General features: G+C 48.9%; 15 protein-coding genes. 11 read left to right on the top strand and 4 right to left on the bottom strand.

All coding sequences use genetic code 11. From position 1 onward, the window contains the following. The first annotated feature begins 219 nt into the window (after positions 1–219). The 7 genes from ACO6V1_RS00265 to ACO6V1_RS00235 all read left to right on the top strand — a co-directional run bounded on the left by ACO6V1_RS00265 (position 220) and on the right by ACO6V1_RS00235 (position 7,272). Entirely contained in the window at positions 220–534 is a 315-nt protein-coding gene (locus tag ACO6V1_RS00265) for an SCP2 sterol-binding domain-containing protein (RefSeq protein ID WP_422444886.1), read from the top strand. 243 nt (positions 535–777) lie between these two features. After that, positions 778–1,311 (top strand): GspH/FimT family pseudopilin, encoded by a 534-nt coding sequence (locus ACO6V1_RS00260; RefSeq protein WP_422465371.1) that lies wholly within the window; start codon positions 778–780, stop codon positions 1,309–1,311. Then, a complete protein-coding gene (pilV, locus tag ACO6V1_RS00255) occupies positions 1,298–1,849 on the top strand; it encodes a type IV pilus modification protein PilV (protein WP_422444882.1) in 552 nt (183 codons plus the stop codon). The genes ACO6V1_RS00260 and pilV overlap by 14 nt, the downstream gene beginning before the upstream one ends. A gap of 27 nt (positions 1,850–1,876) precedes the next feature. After that, the gene (locus ACO6V1_RS00250) at positions 1,877–2,809 is read left to right on the top strand and encodes a PilW family protein (protein ID WP_422444880.1); all 933 of its coding nucleotides are present in this window, start codon (positions 1,877–1,879) and stop codon (positions 2,807–2,809) included. Positions 2,810–2,815: 6 nt separating this feature from the next. Then, the gene (locus ACO6V1_RS00245) at positions 2,816–3,373 is read left to right on the top strand and encodes a hypothetical protein (RefSeq protein ID WP_422459193.1); all 558 of its coding nucleotides are present in this window, start codon (positions 2,816–2,818) and stop codon (positions 3,371–3,373) included. A 45-nt stretch (positions 3,374–3,418) separates the two neighbouring features. Then, complete coding sequence (locus ACO6V1_RS00240; RefSeq protein ID WP_422465369.1) at positions 3,419–6,853, top strand: pilus assembly protein; 3,435 nt, start codon at positions 3,419–3,421, stop codon at positions 6,851–6,853. Positions 6,854–6,876: 23 nt separating this feature from the next. After that, a complete protein-coding gene (locus ACO6V1_RS00235; protein ID WP_422444874.1) occupies positions 6,877–7,272 on the top strand; it encodes a type IV pilin protein in 396 nt (131 codons plus the stop codon). A 157-nt stretch (positions 7,273–7,429) separates the two neighbouring features. Here the strand turns inward: ACO6V1_RS00235 and nudC are convergent, their stop codons facing one another. Genes nudC through ACO6V1_RS00215 form a run of 4 tightly spaced genes read right to left on the bottom strand, consistent with a single transcriptional unit; the run spans position 7,430 to position 10,313 of the window. Continuing rightward, entirely contained in the window at positions 7,430–8,263 is an 834-nt protein-coding gene (gene nudC, locus ACO6V1_RS00230; protein ID WP_422465367.1) for an NAD(+) diphosphatase, read from the bottom strand. A gap of 52 nt (positions 8,264–8,315) precedes the next feature. Continuing rightward, a complete protein-coding gene (dnaQ, locus tag ACO6V1_RS00225) occupies positions 8,316–9,029 on the bottom strand; it encodes a DNA polymerase III subunit epsilon (protein WP_422444870.1) in 714 nt (237 codons plus the stop codon). A gap of 35 nt (positions 9,030–9,064) precedes the next feature. Further along, the gene (gene rnhA, locus ACO6V1_RS00220; RefSeq protein WP_101745800.1) at positions 9,065–9,505 is read right to left on the bottom strand and encodes a ribonuclease HI; all 441 of its coding nucleotides are present in this window, start codon (positions 9,503–9,505) and stop codon (positions 9,065–9,067) included. Beyond that, on the bottom strand, positions 9,489–10,313 hold the full coding sequence (locus ACO6V1_RS00215) for a methyltransferase domain-containing protein (protein WP_422459200.1): 825 nt from the start codon (positions 10,311–10,313) through the stop codon (positions 9,489–9,491). Before ACO6V1_RS00215 ends, rnhA begins: the two co-directional genes overlap by 17 nt. 232 nt (positions 10,314–10,545) lie before the next feature. Between ACO6V1_RS00215 and gloB the strand changes: the two genes are divergently transcribed. The 4 genes from gloB (at position 10,546) to ACO6V1_RS00195 (ending at position 16,751) form a co-directional block, all read left to right on the top strand. Then, a complete protein-coding gene (gene gloB / locus ACO6V1_RS00210; protein ID WP_422459202.1) occupies positions 10,546–11,328 on the top strand; it encodes a hydroxyacylglutathione hydrolase in 783 nt (260 codons plus the stop codon). A gap of 42 nt (positions 11,329–11,370) precedes the next feature. Then, positions 11,371–12,996, top strand: a complete 1,626-nt coding sequence (locus ACO6V1_RS00205) for a LysM peptidoglycan-binding domain-containing protein (RefSeq protein ID WP_422465365.1) — start codon at positions 11,371–11,373, stop codon at positions 12,994–12,996. A gap of 118 nt (positions 12,997–13,114) precedes the next feature. Next, positions 13,115–14,920 carry an extracellular solute-binding protein gene (locus ACO6V1_RS00200; RefSeq protein WP_422465363.1) on the top strand — a complete coding sequence of 602 codons (1,806 nt, stop codon included), beginning with the start codon at positions 13,115–13,117 and terminating at the stop codon, positions 14,918–14,920. 28 nt (positions 14,921–14,948) lie between these two features. After that, positions 14,949–16,751, top strand: coding sequence for an extracellular solute-binding protein (locus tag ACO6V1_RS00195; RefSeq protein ID WP_422465361.1), 1,803 nt, complete (start codon positions 14,949–14,951; stop codon positions 16,749–16,751). The last annotated feature ends 13 nt before the right edge of the window (positions 16,752–16,764 follow it).

The following is a 16,764-nucleotide window of genomic DNA, read 5'->3' as shown; positions in this document are numbered from 1 at the left end:
CCTCCTTAGAAAGGCTTGTGAGTTCCAATATCAAAATGGCCTATATGATAACTGATTTATCATTGGCGGGGACTATAAAAAAGTGATGGGTGCCGGAAATTGTTACCGTTAGAGATTCATACAAGCGTTTGAATTTCATTGACACATTCGGTAAATACCCATAACATCCGTTTTGTCTAACCAGAAATGCTTAATGTTAAGAAGAAGGATAAAGAAAATATGAGCACTCCTGCCGAAATCATTGAGTCCATGAAAAGCCGCTTTAATACCGATGCAGCAGCGGGCGTCGATGAGATTTTCCAGTTTGATATTGAAGATGCTGATGCCTACCATCTGATCATTAAAGATGGGTCTCTGGATATTGTTGCTGGCACCCATGACGACCCAAGCGTAACACTGATTATGGACAGTGAAACCATGTCCGGTGTGATGTCAGGAGAAATTGATGGCATGCAGGCGTTTATGATGGGTAAGTTGCGTGCTGAAGGAAACATGATGCTGGCTACCAAGCTTGGTGCCTATTTTCCTAACTAATAGACGACTGTCTGTTAACTGTTTGTGAAAAAAAGTTGTCTCCTGATAGATCATCACAAAAAGCCAGCCCTGGATAATTTCATGGTTGGCTTTTTTATTGTCGAAACCCCCTCATATCGGGAAATTAATTGCCATTTATCCAAAAATAGCTACCGTTTATCCCGAATGACGTGAGAAATCAGGTGAGAAAAGATATACAATCACTGACTTTTAATAATAACAATAACGCCATCAGCACCATCGATGAAAAAAATGGATGAAAAGATAAGAGAGTTCATACCTGAAAATTCTGCTGGCTTTACTTTGGTAGAATTGATCATCACCCTGACCGTTATAAGTATTCTGTCGTCTATTGCTTACCCCTCCCTTACCGAGAGTATTGCCAATAATCGGGTCCGCAGTCATGCTGAAGAGATACAGAGTATCCTGGCATTTGCCCGCTCAGAAGCGATCACCCGTGGTACTGATGTTATTATCTCACCGGATAATGGCTGGGCTGGAAATAATGGCACGGTAACCGCCAATGGTGTCGACATAATGCAACTCCCTCCCCTTTCCGGTACCGCGATCAATTCAACTGCAGCACAGTTTAGCTTTGATGCAAGGGGACTTTTCACTGGTGCCAATGTTTCCATCAATGATGCCAGGGCTTCTGATACTGCAATATTGAGTATTGATGGTGGTGGCGCTACATCACTATTGATAACTGGAAAGGTTCAGGAACAGCTTGAGACAGATACCGGCAATGCCCAGGAAACAAGTGATGAACAGAAATAACGGCTTTACCATGATTGAAGTGCTGGTGGCCATGATCATCATATCAGTGGGATTGTTAGGCATTGCCGGTCTCGTGGTTGAGTCACGAAAGAATATTGTTGAAGTACAACAACGATCCATTGCCTTACAACTGGCTGAGGATCTGTTAGCCCGTATTAATGCCAATAATTCCGGGCTGGCCAGCTACAACGGCGATATTGCTGCCGCACCAGCCCTGCCAGCAACCCTGTGCGACGGGGCGAATTCTAACTGTACACCCGCGCAAACAGCCGCCTTTGACCTCTGGCAGTGGGGAGCGGCTCTCTTTGGTAATGAGGTGCAGACTGCTGCAGACACAGGAGCAGGTGGTCTCATTTCACCACGGGCATGCATCAACATCAATAATACCGATGTGACCCTGACGATTGTCTGGCGGGGAAAATTTACCCGCCCCGATACCAGGGCAGCGGTTACCTGCGGAGACGCAGATGCAGGCTATCGCTCCACAGTGGATAATGATCTTCGTCGGGTCATGGTGATACAAACCACCATCGGTTAGGTGCAGTACATGGATGTGAGGAAAGTCATGATAAAAAACCCGCGGGCCATTGCCAGTGATAAAAGACAACAGGGGTTTACCCTGGTTGAACTGATGGTCGCTGTCACCCTTTCGCTATTTCTGCTGGCTGGTGTGGCCGTTCTCTATCTCAACACCTTTACCGCCCAGCGTGACAGCAGTGCCATGATTACTCTCAATGATAATGCCCGCACAGCACTGGCCATCATCTCCCGCGACCTTCGCTCTGCAGGGTATATCAATGGCTTGCCGCCAGAGAGCATCAATCAAAATGGCCTGGCGGTTAGCGATGATTGCACTGGCATTGCTGCAGCCCTGACCCCTTCCCCCGCATTTATGGCCGGACGGGCCAGTAACGATATTTTCGGCTGCGCTGCCGGGCAGCCCGGAGACTATACCGCCAATGATGGCCTCCCTTCTGACTGGCTGCTGTTCCGGGGAGCAATTGGCGAAGTGGTTACCAATCCAGTGGCAGACACCAACTACCTGGTCGCCAATACTCAGGAAGGCCACCTTTTCCGTTCTGCCAATGCCCCGTTAATTTCCGCTGACCAGGAGATTCGGGAATATCAGTTCAGCCTGTTTTATCTTCGGGATAATCAGCTGAGGCTGACCCGTCTTGTCAATGACGCCCTGGTTGAAACCACACTGGCCAACAATATCGAAGCCATGCGCGTATTTCTGGGCATTGATGATAATGGCGATGGTCAGGTAAACCGCTATCAGGGAACACCGGCCAACACTAATAACTGGACAGAGCAACAATGGAATGACGTACAAAGCATCAAACTTTACCTGCTGGCCACTACCGATCAAATCAATGCCTTTGAAGATTTTCGCACCTACCAGATGGGCGACATTACTGTTCAGCCCAATGGCGATAACCGCAATCGTCGTTTAGCCAGTACCACCATCTTTCTCTATAACCAGACCTATCGGTGACCGGGGATGACACAGTTCAAAGCAAAACAGGGCGGTATGATTCTGATGGTTTCCCTGTTGTTTCTGATGATGCTGACCACTATTGCTGTCACACTGGTAAACCAGTCCAGCCGGTCACCGCGCATGATCGCCAATGCGGAAATAAAGCTGATTACGTTCAACCAGGCACAGGCAACGCTCAACCAGATTGCTGTTATGGGCATGGACAGTTTTGACCGGGGCATCTGTGGGGCGGACCAGGCTCCCTATAACCCATACGACCCTGACGATACCATGGACGAGCCAGAGAAATTGGCACATACCTGTGGTGCCAACAATACAGCGCCCAGCCCAAGCATTCACTATCAGGCTTCCAGCCAGACGTTACCCCGCAGCGAGAATGCCAGTGGCGTTGGTAAGTACAGCGTTGAGTTTTACCAGATTCAAACGAACAGTGCACAGTCAGGCATAGCCACCTCCCTGGCCATGAACACCTATAAAGTAATGTTGGGTGAACAGGGTGGTTCAGCAACCGGGGATTGGAATGTCAATGTCGGCAATATAGTGGCAACGGCAAGCCCATAGAAACAGCCAGGGGCCGTACCAGAAAGTTCTGGTTTCAACATAAACATGAATAACAAATTTGGTCGTATAATGTGGCATAGAGTGATTTTACAAGGCATTAAATCTGCGGCACTTGTCGCTGTACTTTTGCAGTATCAACTTGCTGCCCATGCTGACGATACGGAACTGTTTACTGGTGCCAATATTAACAATAATGCCAGGCCCCAGGTGATGATCTTGTTAGATACATCCGGGAGTATGGACTATGATGCCCCTTCTATCCCCAAACGCCCCTATAACCCATCAATTATTTATGGTGGTAGCCGAAATCCCAGTAGCCGCTACACCATTTACTGGAATTACGAGTTATTAGTTGATGGCAGCCCATGTACTCCAGTTTATTTTTTCGGAACATCCGGAACAGTTGTTGGCGCAACCTGCCCTGGCAATTACCTTAACTGGTATAATCAGACTGAATTCCAACCTCCCGGAACCCGGATTAACCTGGCAGTTAATGCAATTACCGATCTTATCAATAATAACCCCGGAGTAGACTTCGGCCTTGCTGCTTTTCTGAATGGCCGTGATCGGGGCAGAGGGGGCTATATCAGACGCCGAATAAGTCCGGATAGCAGCAATATTCTGAATGACCTGAATTATATTGATCCAGAAGGCGGAACACCTCTTTGTGGTGCCTACTACGAAGTCCTTAACTTTTTTATGGGGCGGGAATTATATCGAGGACAACTGACCGGCAGCCGGGACACCAGTGTAGAACAAATCCCTGGAAGCCGATACAAAACCACCAGTGAATATGGCGATATTCCAGTGGTTAAACCCTGTCAAAACCTGTACATCATATACGTAACCGATGGAGAGCCGAGTGCTGAGTTTGCGGTAAATAGCAGAGTCAAATCTGATAATCGGTTGCTGATCGATGGCCTGACACCCATTACCAGCTGTGATAATTATGCTGATAACAGTGGTGGGTTAAGTGAAAATTGTCTGCCAAAGCTTGCCGAATATCTGGCAAAGCCAGGACCAGGTGGACTTGATGGTAATATTGCTACCGGAAATCAAAAAGCATTTACCTACACCATTGGTTTTGCGACAGATCAGCCTCTGTTACGCGAGACCGCAGATAAAGGAAACGGAGTCTGCTATACAACCGTTGGCAGCAATATAGACGCTGACACCGGGTGTGTGGTCGTAAACGATATCGCTTCAGCATTCCAGGGTGCCCTGGGAGAAATTCTCCAGCAAACCAGCACCTTCGTTTCTCCTGCAGTTGCCGTAAATACATTCAAGCGAACTGAGTCGCTGGACAATGCTTACTATGCCATGTTCCTCCCAACCGACTCCGCTCGATGGAAAGGCAATCTGAAAAAATTGAAAATCTATAAGGATGACTCAAGTCCTGCCTGTACAGATTTGGATGATCACGTGCCAGGTACCGTGATTGATCGGCGATGTGATGTGGCACTGGATGATGGCAGCAATCGGATTGCCGATGGCCGTAGCACGTATTGGGGAACTGTTGATGATGGTAGTGATGTGGCCAGTGGGGGATTAGGGGCAACCCTTCTAAACTCAAGGGGGACGTTTTATACCAATTTGGTTAATGCTCAAAATCAGGAGTCAATTGGCTCACTGGATAATATTGATACGAGCCGTTTTAATCTTGACGGTAATGAGAGCTTCACCGCTACAGATCTGATTAACTGGGTCAAAGGACTGGACAGCAGTGGCAATACGCTGGACTGGGTTCTGGGTGATATTCTGCATTCAAGACCAGTAACTCTGAATTATGGCGATACTGATGGCAGCGGCACTGAGTACAGTGAAAATAATCCCGATATACGACTGGCTTTTGGCACCAACTATGGCGTCCTGCATTTTATTGAGGATCAGGGGAATAACGTGGTTGAGAACTGGTCATTCTTTGCCGGAGAAACCGCCGGTAACGCAGCAAAGCTCTATGAAAACCGTGATGATGCAGGCCACCCCTACGGGCTTGATGGCCAGATAAGCGTGATCCGCCTTGACTATAACAAAGACGGCAATATCAAACATACCGATGGTGATCGCATGATCCTCTATTTCGGCATGCGCCGGGGTGGCAGCAGTTACTATGCCATTGACGTTTCCAATCCGGATGGCACTCCTACCCTGCTTTGGCGGATTGACCATACCATGCCCGGATTTACCGAGCTTGGCCAAAGCTGGTCAACACCGGTACCTGTTATTTTACCGGGCCATCGGGAGTTGGTGACGACCACCGAAGGCAAGGTAACGACCAGCTCAATCAACTATAAATATGCTCTTGCCTTTGGTGCCGGTTATGACTCAACCAATGATGATGATCGCCAGGGTGAAGATTTTATCGACGCAGCGGGTGACTCTCATAAAGTCAGGAAATATTCACAAAATGGCCGGGGCCTGTTCTTCGTTGACGCTTCGTCAGGGTCATTAATCCAATCGTTTACTGCCCCTGACGCCATTGATACAGCAAACCCGATACAGTACGAAAGCAGTGATCTGAAATGGAGTGTGGTGGCATCCCCCGCACCCATGGACAGTAATGGTGACGGCCTTACAGACCGGGTCTACTTTGCAGATACCGGTGGCAATGTTTTCAGAATCGATATCGGTAAGGCTTATCCTGATGCCAATGCTCCCGATGTTGAAACTGCCCTGTGGTCCATGATCAAGCTGGCAGAGCTTGGGGCAGATGAGACAGATATACGCCCATCTCCGGATAGTATCGACGATCGTCGTTTTATGTACCAACCGGAGCTGGTGAGAACCACTTACCGGGGACGTGCATATGATGCGGTAGTACTGGGCAGTGGTAACCGGGCCAACCCCATGGCCACTTCAAATACTGACCGTTACTACGTTATCCGTGATACCAATATTTTCTATAACCGCTTTGGCAGTTGTAATGACTGCACAACACCACCCAACGTTATTTCCCATAGCAGTCTGTACGATGCCAGCCGTAACCTTATCCAGCAGGGTACTGATCAGCAAACCGCTAATGGCTTGTCGCTACTGGATAGCAGTAACGGCTGGTATATCAACCTTTCCGCTTCGGGGGAAAAGACAACCACCACCGGCGATGTTTACAGCGGTCAGTTGCTCTACAGCACCTACGCTCCCTCCTCTGCCCCGGGGGCCAACATCTGCACACCCAGTATCGGTTCCAGCCGCTTTTATGTGGTGGACCTTCACACTGCTTCGGCGATTCGGGACGTAGACAATGATAATGATAAAGAGATACATGACCGGTTTTCCTTATTTTCCGTTGTAGGGATGCCCGGTGATGCCACTATTGTCTCCCTTGGTAAAGACACTCTCTCCCTCGGTAAAGACAATGGCTCCCTCGGTAAAGACAATGGCTCCCTCGGTAAAGACAGGAACCTGATCGATTTGAATACCGGATACAGCGGTGCTGTCAATGAAGTCGGTATGCATCGCAGTGGCTGGATAGAACAATAGCAATACATCAGGAGTAAAATAACATGGGAAAAGCCTCAGGCTTTACGCTTATCGAGCTAATTATCGCCGTTGTTATTGTTGGCATACTGGCCTCTATTGCTGTGCCAAGTTACCAAAACGCTATCCAGAATGGTCGGCGTGCCGAAGGACAGACAGCACTGCTGGACATTGCCGGAAGACAGGAGCAGTTTTTCCTTGATAACCATCAATACACCGCCGATTTAAGGAATCTTGGCCTGGGAGCCAATCCATTTATATCAGACGATGGCTGGTATTCAATCAGTGCTGCCTGTGGCGGTAACGGAGATTTTTTCGCCTGTTCCGACGGCTTTGTGCTGATTGCAACACCACAGGGAGGTCAGGTACCTGATGGCGGCCTGGTCCTCGACTCTTTAGGTAATAGGTTCGGTAATTGGTAAGGCTAAAGAAATCGAAATTGGTCTGAAATCCCCTCTTGTTAGGCAAAGATCTCCGCTATTCTCGGTGATCTTTCTGGCGTTTCATTCTTTCTCAATGATTAACTTTGCCACAAATATTTCAGGTTTCTTATAAGCATTTAATTATGATTGGATAATATCAAACAAACAAATCCACCAGCTTTCTGGCTATAGTAAAACCCGGTGGCAGCTCTGGCGGATTATCCCGATGAAACCAGCCGCCAAAGCTGAGTTCCTTTTCTTCGAGGACAATTTCACCACTTGTGTACTCCCCATGAAACCCCATCATTAATGAATGGGGAAAGGGCCAGCTCTGACTGAAACAGTAATGGAGTTTGCCCAGCGTAAGGCCTGTTTCCTCAAGTACCTCACGATGCACAGCCTCTTCGGCACTCTCCCCGGGCTCGACAAAACCCGCCACCAGCGTATGCATGGTTGACGCTTTACCATGGCGATGATGTCGAACCAGAAGCATTTCTTCCCCCCGGATCACCAGGACAATGACACAGGGAGAAATCCTCGGATAGGCATGGTGCTCACATTGGGCACAAGCCATTGCCCACTCTCCGACTTTTTCCTGCATCTGATGACCACAACAGCCACAAAAGGCATGTTCCCTGCGTGAAGTCAGGATCTGCAGGCCATGGCTAAGGAAACTATAAACCGTTGAGTCTGACTCAGACAGTAAGGCCCTGATGCTTATAGTACCTGTTTCAACGGTGAGACTTGTGAGTTCAACAATCCCTGCTGCCTTGCCATGAAAATAGCCGGTGACTATCGCCTGTTGTTTGATTGCCAGCTGAAACTTGTCGAGACTGTACCAGAGGAAGTTTTCTCCGGTGCTTTCGTCATTTAAAACAACCTGTCCTTCAAACAGTACCAGCCAGCACTGGCCAATCAGTTCAGGTTGCAGGCCTTGCAAAGGTGAATAGTTCACATCCATCACATCGGTAAGATCATGATCCAGTGGCAAAGTAAACTCCTTGATTCCTTTCCATACCCTGAAGACACATTAAAATTATGAACTAATCGTTAGCAAGCCACAGGCAGTTACCCGACTGTTTTTGAATCTGTTCCAGCTTGTTTTGATGGTTTTGCAACTCAGTATCACTGACAGAGATGACTCGCAGCGCAGGCCTGCCTGCAGCCAGTCGCCGGATAATACTGCCCTCTTCCGAATCACCAGCACCATCCTCACTGCTGCCAAGGGAAAGAGCCGTCTGCCCGCCGGTCATGGCAAGGTAGACTTCCGCCAGAATCTCAGAGTCCAGCAAAGCGCCATGCAGGGTTCGGGAAGAGTTATCAATGAAATACCGCTTACATAAAGCATCCAGATTATTTTTCTGGCCCGGATGTTTTTTTCTGGCAAGGGCCAGAGTATCAAGCACACCACAGCAGCCTTCTACATTGGGGAACCCCCGGCGTAACAGGGAAAACTCATGGTTGATAAAACCAACATCAAACGCTGCGTTATGAATAACCAGCTCGGCTCCGCGAATAAACTCGAGAAATTCATCGGCAATGGCACTGAACACCGGCTTATCGGCCAGAAACTCATTGGTAATGCCGTGAACTTCGATGGCTTCCTGCTCTACCACCCGCTGCGGGTTGATATAGGCATGGTAATGGTTACCGGTGAGTTTCCGGTCAATCATCTCCACGCAGCCTATTTCAATAACCCGGTGCCCTTGTTTAGGGTCAATACCGGTGGTTTCTGTATCAAGAATAATCTGTCGCATAGTTAACGGTTCTCAAATATTGGCCAGAAGACTGTCTACTTTTTGAAAGCTTCCGCACCCTTACAGGCCAGCCGGTCAGCAATTTCATTTTCCCGATGACCGGCATGGCCTTTGATCCATCGCCAATCGATATCGTGTCGTTGATTCTGTTGGTCCAGCAGCTGCCAGAGATCCTGATTCTTCACCGGCTGACCCGCTGCTGTTTTCCAGTTTTTCCGTTTCCAGCCGGTCATCCATTCGGTGATACCTTTACGGACATACTGGGAGTCGGTAGTAAGAATAATTGAACAGGGCCGTTTCAGAGCCTTGAGCCCTTCTATCGCCGCCATAAGTTCCATCCGGTTATTGGTGGTTTCGGGCTCACCGCCAAATAGCTCTTTCTCTACAGTGCCGTAGCGGAGCAACACACCCCAGCCACCGGGCCCGGGGTTTCCTTTACAGGCACCATCGGTAAAAATTTCAACTGTCTGACTCAAAAGAACTCCAGTCTTTGTTTACTTTAACGGAACTGGTTCTACCAGCACTGGGGCGGGTCAATGGCTGACCGACAAAACGCCTGCGCACATCGGACCATACCTTTCTTACCGGGGTCAGCCCGGGGGTTTCGCGGGTGGCAATCATCATATAAAAGCCACCGACCGGCAGCTGAAGTTGTTCCAGCCTTTGTTCAATCAGATCACCACGCAAACCGGTAAAGAAACGTTTCAGCGGTTGAACATAGCCACCATAAACGATTCTTTCCACATTGAAATTGAGCAGGGCAAGCCAGTCTTTCAACCGTGACGGCGGAATAAAGTGAGCATCCCTGAGAAGACGACGCTGACCTGGTACACACCACCGGGCAATATTGGTCATGCTGTAGGGGTTGAAGCCAATAATTATCAGCTTGCCGTCCGGTATAATGGTATTCGCCGCCTCACTGAGCAAGCGATGCGGGCTGTCCACAATTTCCAGCGTGTGTTGCAACAGAACAAGATCCAGGCTTCCCGGTAACACTGGCCAGTAATGGGGATCAGCCATCACCTGTGGTCTCGGGCAATCGGCAAGATGACTGGAACCGAGGATAAACTGCCTTCTTACCGGACTGCTGAACATCAGATCTTTATGCCAGGAGGCAGAGTATTGCCCCGCATGGAAACCAAAGATGGTACCTAACTCTCTTTCCAGCAGACTTTTTTCATAGTCAACCAGTAACCTTCCTGAGTCGGTATCCAGCCAGCGACGCAAGCCTCCAATACGGTCAGAGAAACTGCTTTTGGTCCTTTTCTGAAATGGTCGAATCATGCAAATTATTGTACCAATAAATATCCCAGAGACTTTTCATCATCAGGTCTGTTCATGTTAACCTCGTTAAGATCGAGTTTATACAGAAAATATTATTCTATGACATCAGCAGATATCGGCTATAACATCTTCAACCGGACAACCTCATAGCACATACAGGCTCAAAACTGATCTTCCCTGTGCAGCAGTATCAACGATGATCACAGGGATGAAAGAAAGGACATTCAAGGCGATGCTGATTATATCTCCGATACCCGCATTTAATGACAACTACATCTGGATATTTCATTCACCGGATAGCCGGGATGTTTTTGTGGTTGATCCCGGTGATGCCAGGCCAGTTGAACAGGCACTGAATCATCATGAACTCAATCTGGTGGGTATTCTCATTACCCACCACCACTTTGATCATATTGGCGGAGTCGCTGAACTGACCCGCAACAGAAATATTCCGGTTTACGGTCCTGATAACCCGGACATCAAGGGAATCACTCACCCTTTGCGTGATAATGATACGGTTGAGCTCAGCACCTGCCAGTTTAAAATTCTGGCCACTCCCGGCCACACACTGGACCATATTGCTTACTTTACCGATTCCGGCGAGGATGAAAATCCAGCGCTTTTTTGTGGAGACACTCTATTTGTTGGTGGTTGCGGCCGATTATTTGAAGGGACGGCAGAACAGATGTACAGCAGTCTGTCCCGACTGGCTTCACTCCCTGGCCATACACGGATTTACTGTGCCCATGAATACACCCAGGCCAATCTTGAATTTGCCCGGTCAGTGGAGCCAAATAACCGAAAGCTACAGGAACAGGTTATGCAAGTTGCTGAGTTACGCTCTGAAAACCGGCCTACCGTGCCCTCAACCCTGAGAAAGGAATTGGACACAAATCCGTTCCTCAGATCAGATCAACCGGAAGTTATTCAAGCCGCCTCTGACAGGGATCCGTCCTCAAGTGCCAGCCCCATCGACGTTCTAAGGGTAATCCGAGCATGGAAGGATAATTTTTGATAGTGGTAAAATAATGAACTGATAATACTCAGAACCCTATATATGACCAAAGCCCCCTACTTAACAGGCCAGCGATTTACTTTTGGCCCTCCCCGACGGACTCTGCCAACGCTGGCCCTTTCGCTGTTTCTGACGGGTTGTCAGCTGGTGAGTAACTCGCCCTCATCTTCGGCATCCACGGTCAAGAAAGAAACCAGGCCTATTGTTGAAAAGCCTTCTGTGGAAAAAGCGGAGGTCACCACACCGGAGAAGATAACGCCTGAAAAAAAAGAACCGGTGGTCATCGACGACCTGTGGGTTCGCATTCAGTCAGGTCTGGCAATGGATCTTGACCAGAATAACCCGCGAATTCAGGCTGAACTGAACTGGTATAAACGTCACAAGTCTTACTTCAGCCAGATTTCCAAACGTTCAGAGCCCTATCTCTATTTTATTGTCAAAGAAGCGGAAGCGAGAAATGTTCCCCTGGAACTGGCACTGATGCCCATTGTAGAGAGCAGCTTCGATCCTTTCGCTTACTCTCATGCAGGTGCTTCAGGGCTCTGGCAGTTTATGCCGGCAACGGGTAAACACTACGGCCTCCATCAGAACTGGTGGTATGACGGTCGCCGGGATGTGGTACATTCTACCCGTGCAGCACTGGACTATATGCAAACCCTGTACAACAGGTTTGGCGACTGGGAGCTGGCACTGGCAGCGTTTAACTCTGGCCCCGGCCGGGTACAGCGGGCTGTTCGGAAAAACAAAAAGCTCGGTAAATCTACCCGTTTCTGGGCACTTGACCTTCCCAGAGAAACCACGGCCTATGTGCCGAAACTGATCGCCCTTGGTAAAGTGGTTCGAAACCCATCCAAACATGGCGTCCAGTTGAACAAAATTCCCAATAAGCCCTACTTCGCCAAGGTAGATACCAGTGGTCAGCTGGATATGGCCAAGGCAGCCAAACTGTCGGGGGTCGAATTGGAAGAACTCTACCGACTCAACCCCGGGCTGAACCGCTGGTCAACGCCACCGGAGGGGCCTCACCACCTGGTAGTTCCAGTCACTCATGCTGAACATTTCCGGACTCAGCTGGCAAACCTGCCGCCGGAGAAACGGGTAAAATGGGATCGCTACACAGTCAGTACCGGTGATACCCTGAGCACCATTGCCATGAAATACCAGACCAGTGTCAATGTCATTACCGAGGCCAATAAACTCAGCGGAACCATTATCCGTATTGGTCAGGGCCTGATGATCCCGGTAGCCGCGAAAACCGCAGAAAGTTACACACTCAGTGCCAGCCAGCGCCTTGCAGCAAAGCAAGATCGTTCGGTGAATGGCCGTTACAAAGTTGAGTACCTGGTAAAGTCTGGCGACAGCTTCTGGACGATTGCCCAAAAGTACGAGGTTGGTGTTAACGAGCTGGCTCGTTGGAACAATATGTCTCCCAAAGATACGCTGCGAATTAATCAGAAGCTGGTGGTCTGGAAGAAACAGGATTCACAAAATGCGGTTGTGAGAAAGGTACACTACAAAGTCCGTTCCGGTGACTCCCTGGCCAAAATTGCCTCAAAGTTTAATGTGAATGTCGCCCAGATCAGAGATTGGAACAGCGATATGAGTGGCAAATTTATTCACCCCGGCCAGCAGGTCACATTATTTGTCAATGTAACCCGCAACTTCTGACTCCCCCACCTTTCCGGCAGATGCTATCCTGATAGCTTTCTGCTGGAAGGTCCTGAGCTTTGATCATCTCTCCCAAAAATAAGATAAGTCTTTAACAACAGACATCGGGATTACGGCTATGGGGTTTACCGTCTTCAGATTAACAACACCGCTGATCATCTGTGTCTTGAGTATCAGTCCAATGCTGTCCGCTGCCGACCAGAACAGCAGGTTAAGACACGCCATCAGCCTTTATGGTGAGCCCGGGTATGCTGAGAGCTTCCGGCACTTTAACTATGTTAATCCCGATGCACCAAAAGGTGGTGAGCTGAAACAGGGCGTTATTGGTCATTTTGACAGTCTTGTCCCCTATATAGATCGTGGCACAGCCGCGGCTGGCAGTTATATGATGTATGACACACTACTGGCCAGATCCTGGGATGAGCCCCTGACCAAATACGGCCTGATTGCCGAGCGCATTGAACTTGCCCCTGATAACACCTGGGCATCCTTTTCCATAAACCCGGCGGCCCGATTCCATGATGGTCAACCCGTCACCGCTTACGATGTTAAGTTCAGTTTTGACCTGCTCCGGGAAAAAGGGTCAACGTTTTATAAACAGTTCTATCAGGATGTCGAGAAGGTAGAAGCCACCAGCAGCCACAGAGTGCTTTTTGTGTTCAGGCACAGCAATAACCGGGAACTGCCATTGATTCTGGGGCAAATGCCCATTCTTCCCAAACACTATTGGGCAAACCGTGATTTCTCTTCTCCCGGCATGGAGATTCCTGTCAGCAGTGGCCCCTATAAACCGATTAAAATAGAGCCCGGCCGCTCAATAACCTTTGCCAGGGTCGACAACTACTGGGGGAAAGATCTGCCCGTTAACCGGGGAAGACACAATTTTGACCGCATTCAATACGAATATTATCGAAACAGCCATGTCCTTTTAGAAGCACTGCAGAAAGGAGAATACGATCTCAAAACCATCAGCGACCCTCGCGTCTGGCACGACCAGATACGGGATGAAGCACTGAAAAAAAACCAATTAATTCGCACATCTTTAAGCAATCATAACCCGCAGACCTTAACCATCACCTATAACGCCAGAAGAGAGATTCTATCAGAGCCGGGGGTCAGAGAAGCTCTGGGATACGCCATCGAATTTGACTGGATCAATCGACACCTATTCCATGGTATGTACCATCGGGCAGACAGCGTTTTTGCCGGGACAGAACTGGGAGCTTCGGGAAAACCTTCAGAACAGGAAACAGAATTGCTCTCAGTATGGAAACATGAAATTCCGAAACAAGCATTGGATCAGGCATGGACTCCACCGGGGAATGAGCCCGGGATGACCCGCCGGGATCGCAAAAGAAAAGCGCTATCGCTGTTAAAGCAGAGCAGCTGGACCATCAACAACAACCAGCTGGTGAACCAGAACGGCAAACCGCTGGAGCTTGAAATCCTGTTATCCTCTTCTGAAGAGGAACGGATCTTTATTCCAGTACAAAAGACACTGGAAAGCATGGGGATCAGACTGAATATAAGAACCGTAGACGCTGCCCAATATGTTGAAAGGCTCAGAAACCAGGACTTTGATATGGTTCTGTACACCTTTCCCCACACGCCCTCTCCCGGCACAGAACAGGCCAGCTTATGGGGTTCAGCGACCGTTGACCAGCACGGCTCCAGAAATATTGCCGGTATCAAGCTGAAATCCATTGATAGCCTGACGGAGAAAATACCCCGGGCCAACTCCCGGGAGGAACTGCTAACGCTGGTCAAATCCATGGATAGAATCATTCTCTGGAACCACTATGTACTGCCCCTGTGGTACCAGCCCCACTGGCTGATAGTCCACAAACAGCAACTGAAGTACCCGAAAAATCCTGCGCCCTATGCACTGGATTTGAGTACCTGGTGGTATCAGAAAAACCAATAAGTGTGGCTAATTGCAAGGAACTCGCTGGATGACTGACTTTTTGAAAAATGGATTTCTATTTATCAGTCTTATCTACTCTGTGTATGCTTTCGCGAACCCCGCTGGTATCAATTCGACCAAAGCCCATGGCCTGAGCTTTCATAACTCGCTGCAATATCCTGAGAATTTTACCCACTTTGGCTATGCCAACCCCAATGCCCCCAAAGGCGGTACCCTGAGAAAAGGCGTTGTCGGCAGTTTTGATACGTTTAATACGTTTGCCCCAAAAGGCAACTGGGCGGATGGCAGCTACTTTCTTTATGACCCGTTGATGGTCAAGGCCGGTGATGAACCCTATTCAGTCTATGGCCTGATCGCCCGGCAAATTGAGTATCCGGAGGATTTTCGATGGGTCATATACCATCTGAATCCCCATGCCCGGTTTCATGATGGACACCCCATCACCTCAGAAGATGTTGTCTATACCTTCCAATCACTGAAAAAACGTGGTCCGCCTCATTACAGGCACCTTTATGGAATCATTGATAATGTCGAGGCACTATCTCCCACGTCTGTTCGTTTCAGTTTTTCCGAGCCACCAGCCAAAAGTCTGATTCTTCGACTTTCGCAACTCAGGGTGCTGCCAGCGCACTACTGGCAGCAGCCAGAGCGTGATCTCTTCAAGGCGACACTGAAGCCCCCACTGTCCAGTGGACCTTACCGGGTAAAAGAGTTCAGTCCCGGACGCTTTGTTACCTATGAACGTGTTACGGATTATTGGGCAGCTGACCTGGCCGTCAACAAAGGTCGACATAATTTTGATCTTATCAGAACCGACTACTACCGGGATGACGGCATTGCTCTTGAGGCCTTTAAAAAAGGAGAGTACGACCTCCGCATTGATGCCAATCCCCGAAGCTGGTCACAGGCGTATAAACCAACGCAGACAGGCAAAGCAAAATTCATTCAGGAAAAAATAGATAACAAAAGTCTGGGCATGCGAGCGTTTGTATTCAATCTGAGAAAGCCGGTTTTTGCCAACCGAAAAGTCAGAAAAGCCATTTCCCAGGCGCTGGATTTCAACTGGATGAATCAACACCTGTTTTTTGGGATGTATTATCAGGCCTACAGTCTTTTCTCTAATTCAGACCTTGCCGCTGATGGGCCTCCTTCTGAAAAAGAGAAGGCATTACTGGCTCCCTGGCAAGATGAACTTCCTGATAAGCTGTTTACCGCCCGCTGGGAGCCGGTTCACACAGACGGTTCAGGCAACTGGCGAAACAACAAGACACAGGCCTTCCAATGGCTGAAAGAAGCTGGTTATCGCTACAACAACAAAACTCTTGTTGATCCCCATGGTCAACCACTAAAGTTTGAAATTCTGTTAACTGACCCTGAACATGAACGCTTTGTGATTCCATTCGTCCGTAATCTCAGTGAACTGGGTATTGCCGCCAGCATCAATACCGTAGATGCCTCGCGGTACATCAATCGTCTCCGCACGTTTGATTTTGATATGATCATTCACGGCTTTTACCCAGGCATTACCCCCGGTACCGAGTTGAAAAATTTCTGGGGCAGCGCCAGCGCAGACAGTGACGCGGGACAAAACCTTTCCGGCATTAAACTCGAATCGCTGGACCGTATGATTGATAACGCCATCATGGCAACAACCCGTAAAGAGCTCACTCTTTACACCCGGGCCATTGACCGGATTGTACTCTGGCACTATGCAGTCATTCCTCAATGGTACCTCCCCTATTGGCCGATGGTTTACTGGCCGGGACTGCAACACCCAGAACTTGCCCCGCCTTTTGACAATGGCTTAAGTACCTGGTGGCGGGAATATTGATATAAGTCCAGCC

Source organism: Endozoicomonas sp. ALC013 (assembly GCF_049310205.1).
Classification (GTDB): Bacteria; Pseudomonadota; Gammaproteobacteria; order Pseudomonadales; family Endozoicomonadaceae; genus Endozoicomonas.
This window is presented reverse-complemented; position numbering and strand designations above follow the sequence as displayed.

Excerpts from the sequence above, each read along its gene's own strand:
- ACO6V1_RS00265 (WP_422444886.1), top strand. The coding sequence starts at position 220 with ATGAGCACTCCTGCCGAAATCATTGAGTCCATGAAAAGCCGCTTTAAT.
- ACO6V1_RS00260 (WP_422465371.1), top strand. The coding sequence starts at position 778 with ATGAAAAAAATGGATGAAAAGATAAGAGAGTTCATACCTGAAAATTCT.
- pilV (WP_422444882.1), top strand. The coding sequence starts at position 1,298 with ATGAACAGAAATAACGGCTTTACCATGATTGAAGTGCTGGTGGCCATG.
- ACO6V1_RS00250 (WP_422444880.1), top strand. The coding sequence starts at position 1,877 with ATGATAAAAAACCCGCGGGCCATTGCCAGTGATAAAAGACAACAGGGG.
- ACO6V1_RS00245 (WP_422459193.1), top strand. The coding sequence starts at position 2,816 with ATGACACAGTTCAAAGCAAAACAGGGCGGTATGATTCTGATGGTTTCC.
- ACO6V1_RS00240 (WP_422465369.1), top strand. The coding sequence starts at position 3,419 with ATGAATAACAAATTTGGTCGTATAATGTGGCATAGAGTGATTTTACAA.
- ACO6V1_RS00235 (WP_422444874.1), top strand. The coding sequence starts at position 6,877 with ATGGGAAAAGCCTCAGGCTTTACGCTTATCGAGCTAATTATCGCCGTT.
- dnaQ (WP_422444870.1), bottom strand. The coding sequence starts at position 9,029 with ATGCGACAGATTATTCTTGATACAGAAACCACCGGTATTGACCCTAAA.
- ACO6V1_RS00215 (WP_422459200.1), bottom strand. The coding sequence starts at position 10,313 with ATGATTCGACCATTTCAGAAAAGGACCAAAAGCAGTTTCTCTGACCGT.
- gloB (WP_422459202.1), top strand. The coding sequence starts at position 10,546 with ATGCTGATTATATCTCCGATACCCGCATTTAATGACAACTACATCTGG.
- ACO6V1_RS00205 (WP_422465365.1), top strand. The coding sequence starts at position 11,371 with ATGACCAAAGCCCCCTACTTAACAGGCCAGCGATTTACTTTTGGCCCT.
- ACO6V1_RS00200 (WP_422465363.1), top strand. The coding sequence starts at position 13,115 with ATGGGGTTTACCGTCTTCAGATTAACAACACCGCTGATCATCTGTGTC.
- ACO6V1_RS00195 (WP_422465361.1), top strand. The coding sequence starts at position 14,949 with ATGACTGACTTTTTGAAAAATGGATTTCTATTTATCAGTCTTATCTAC.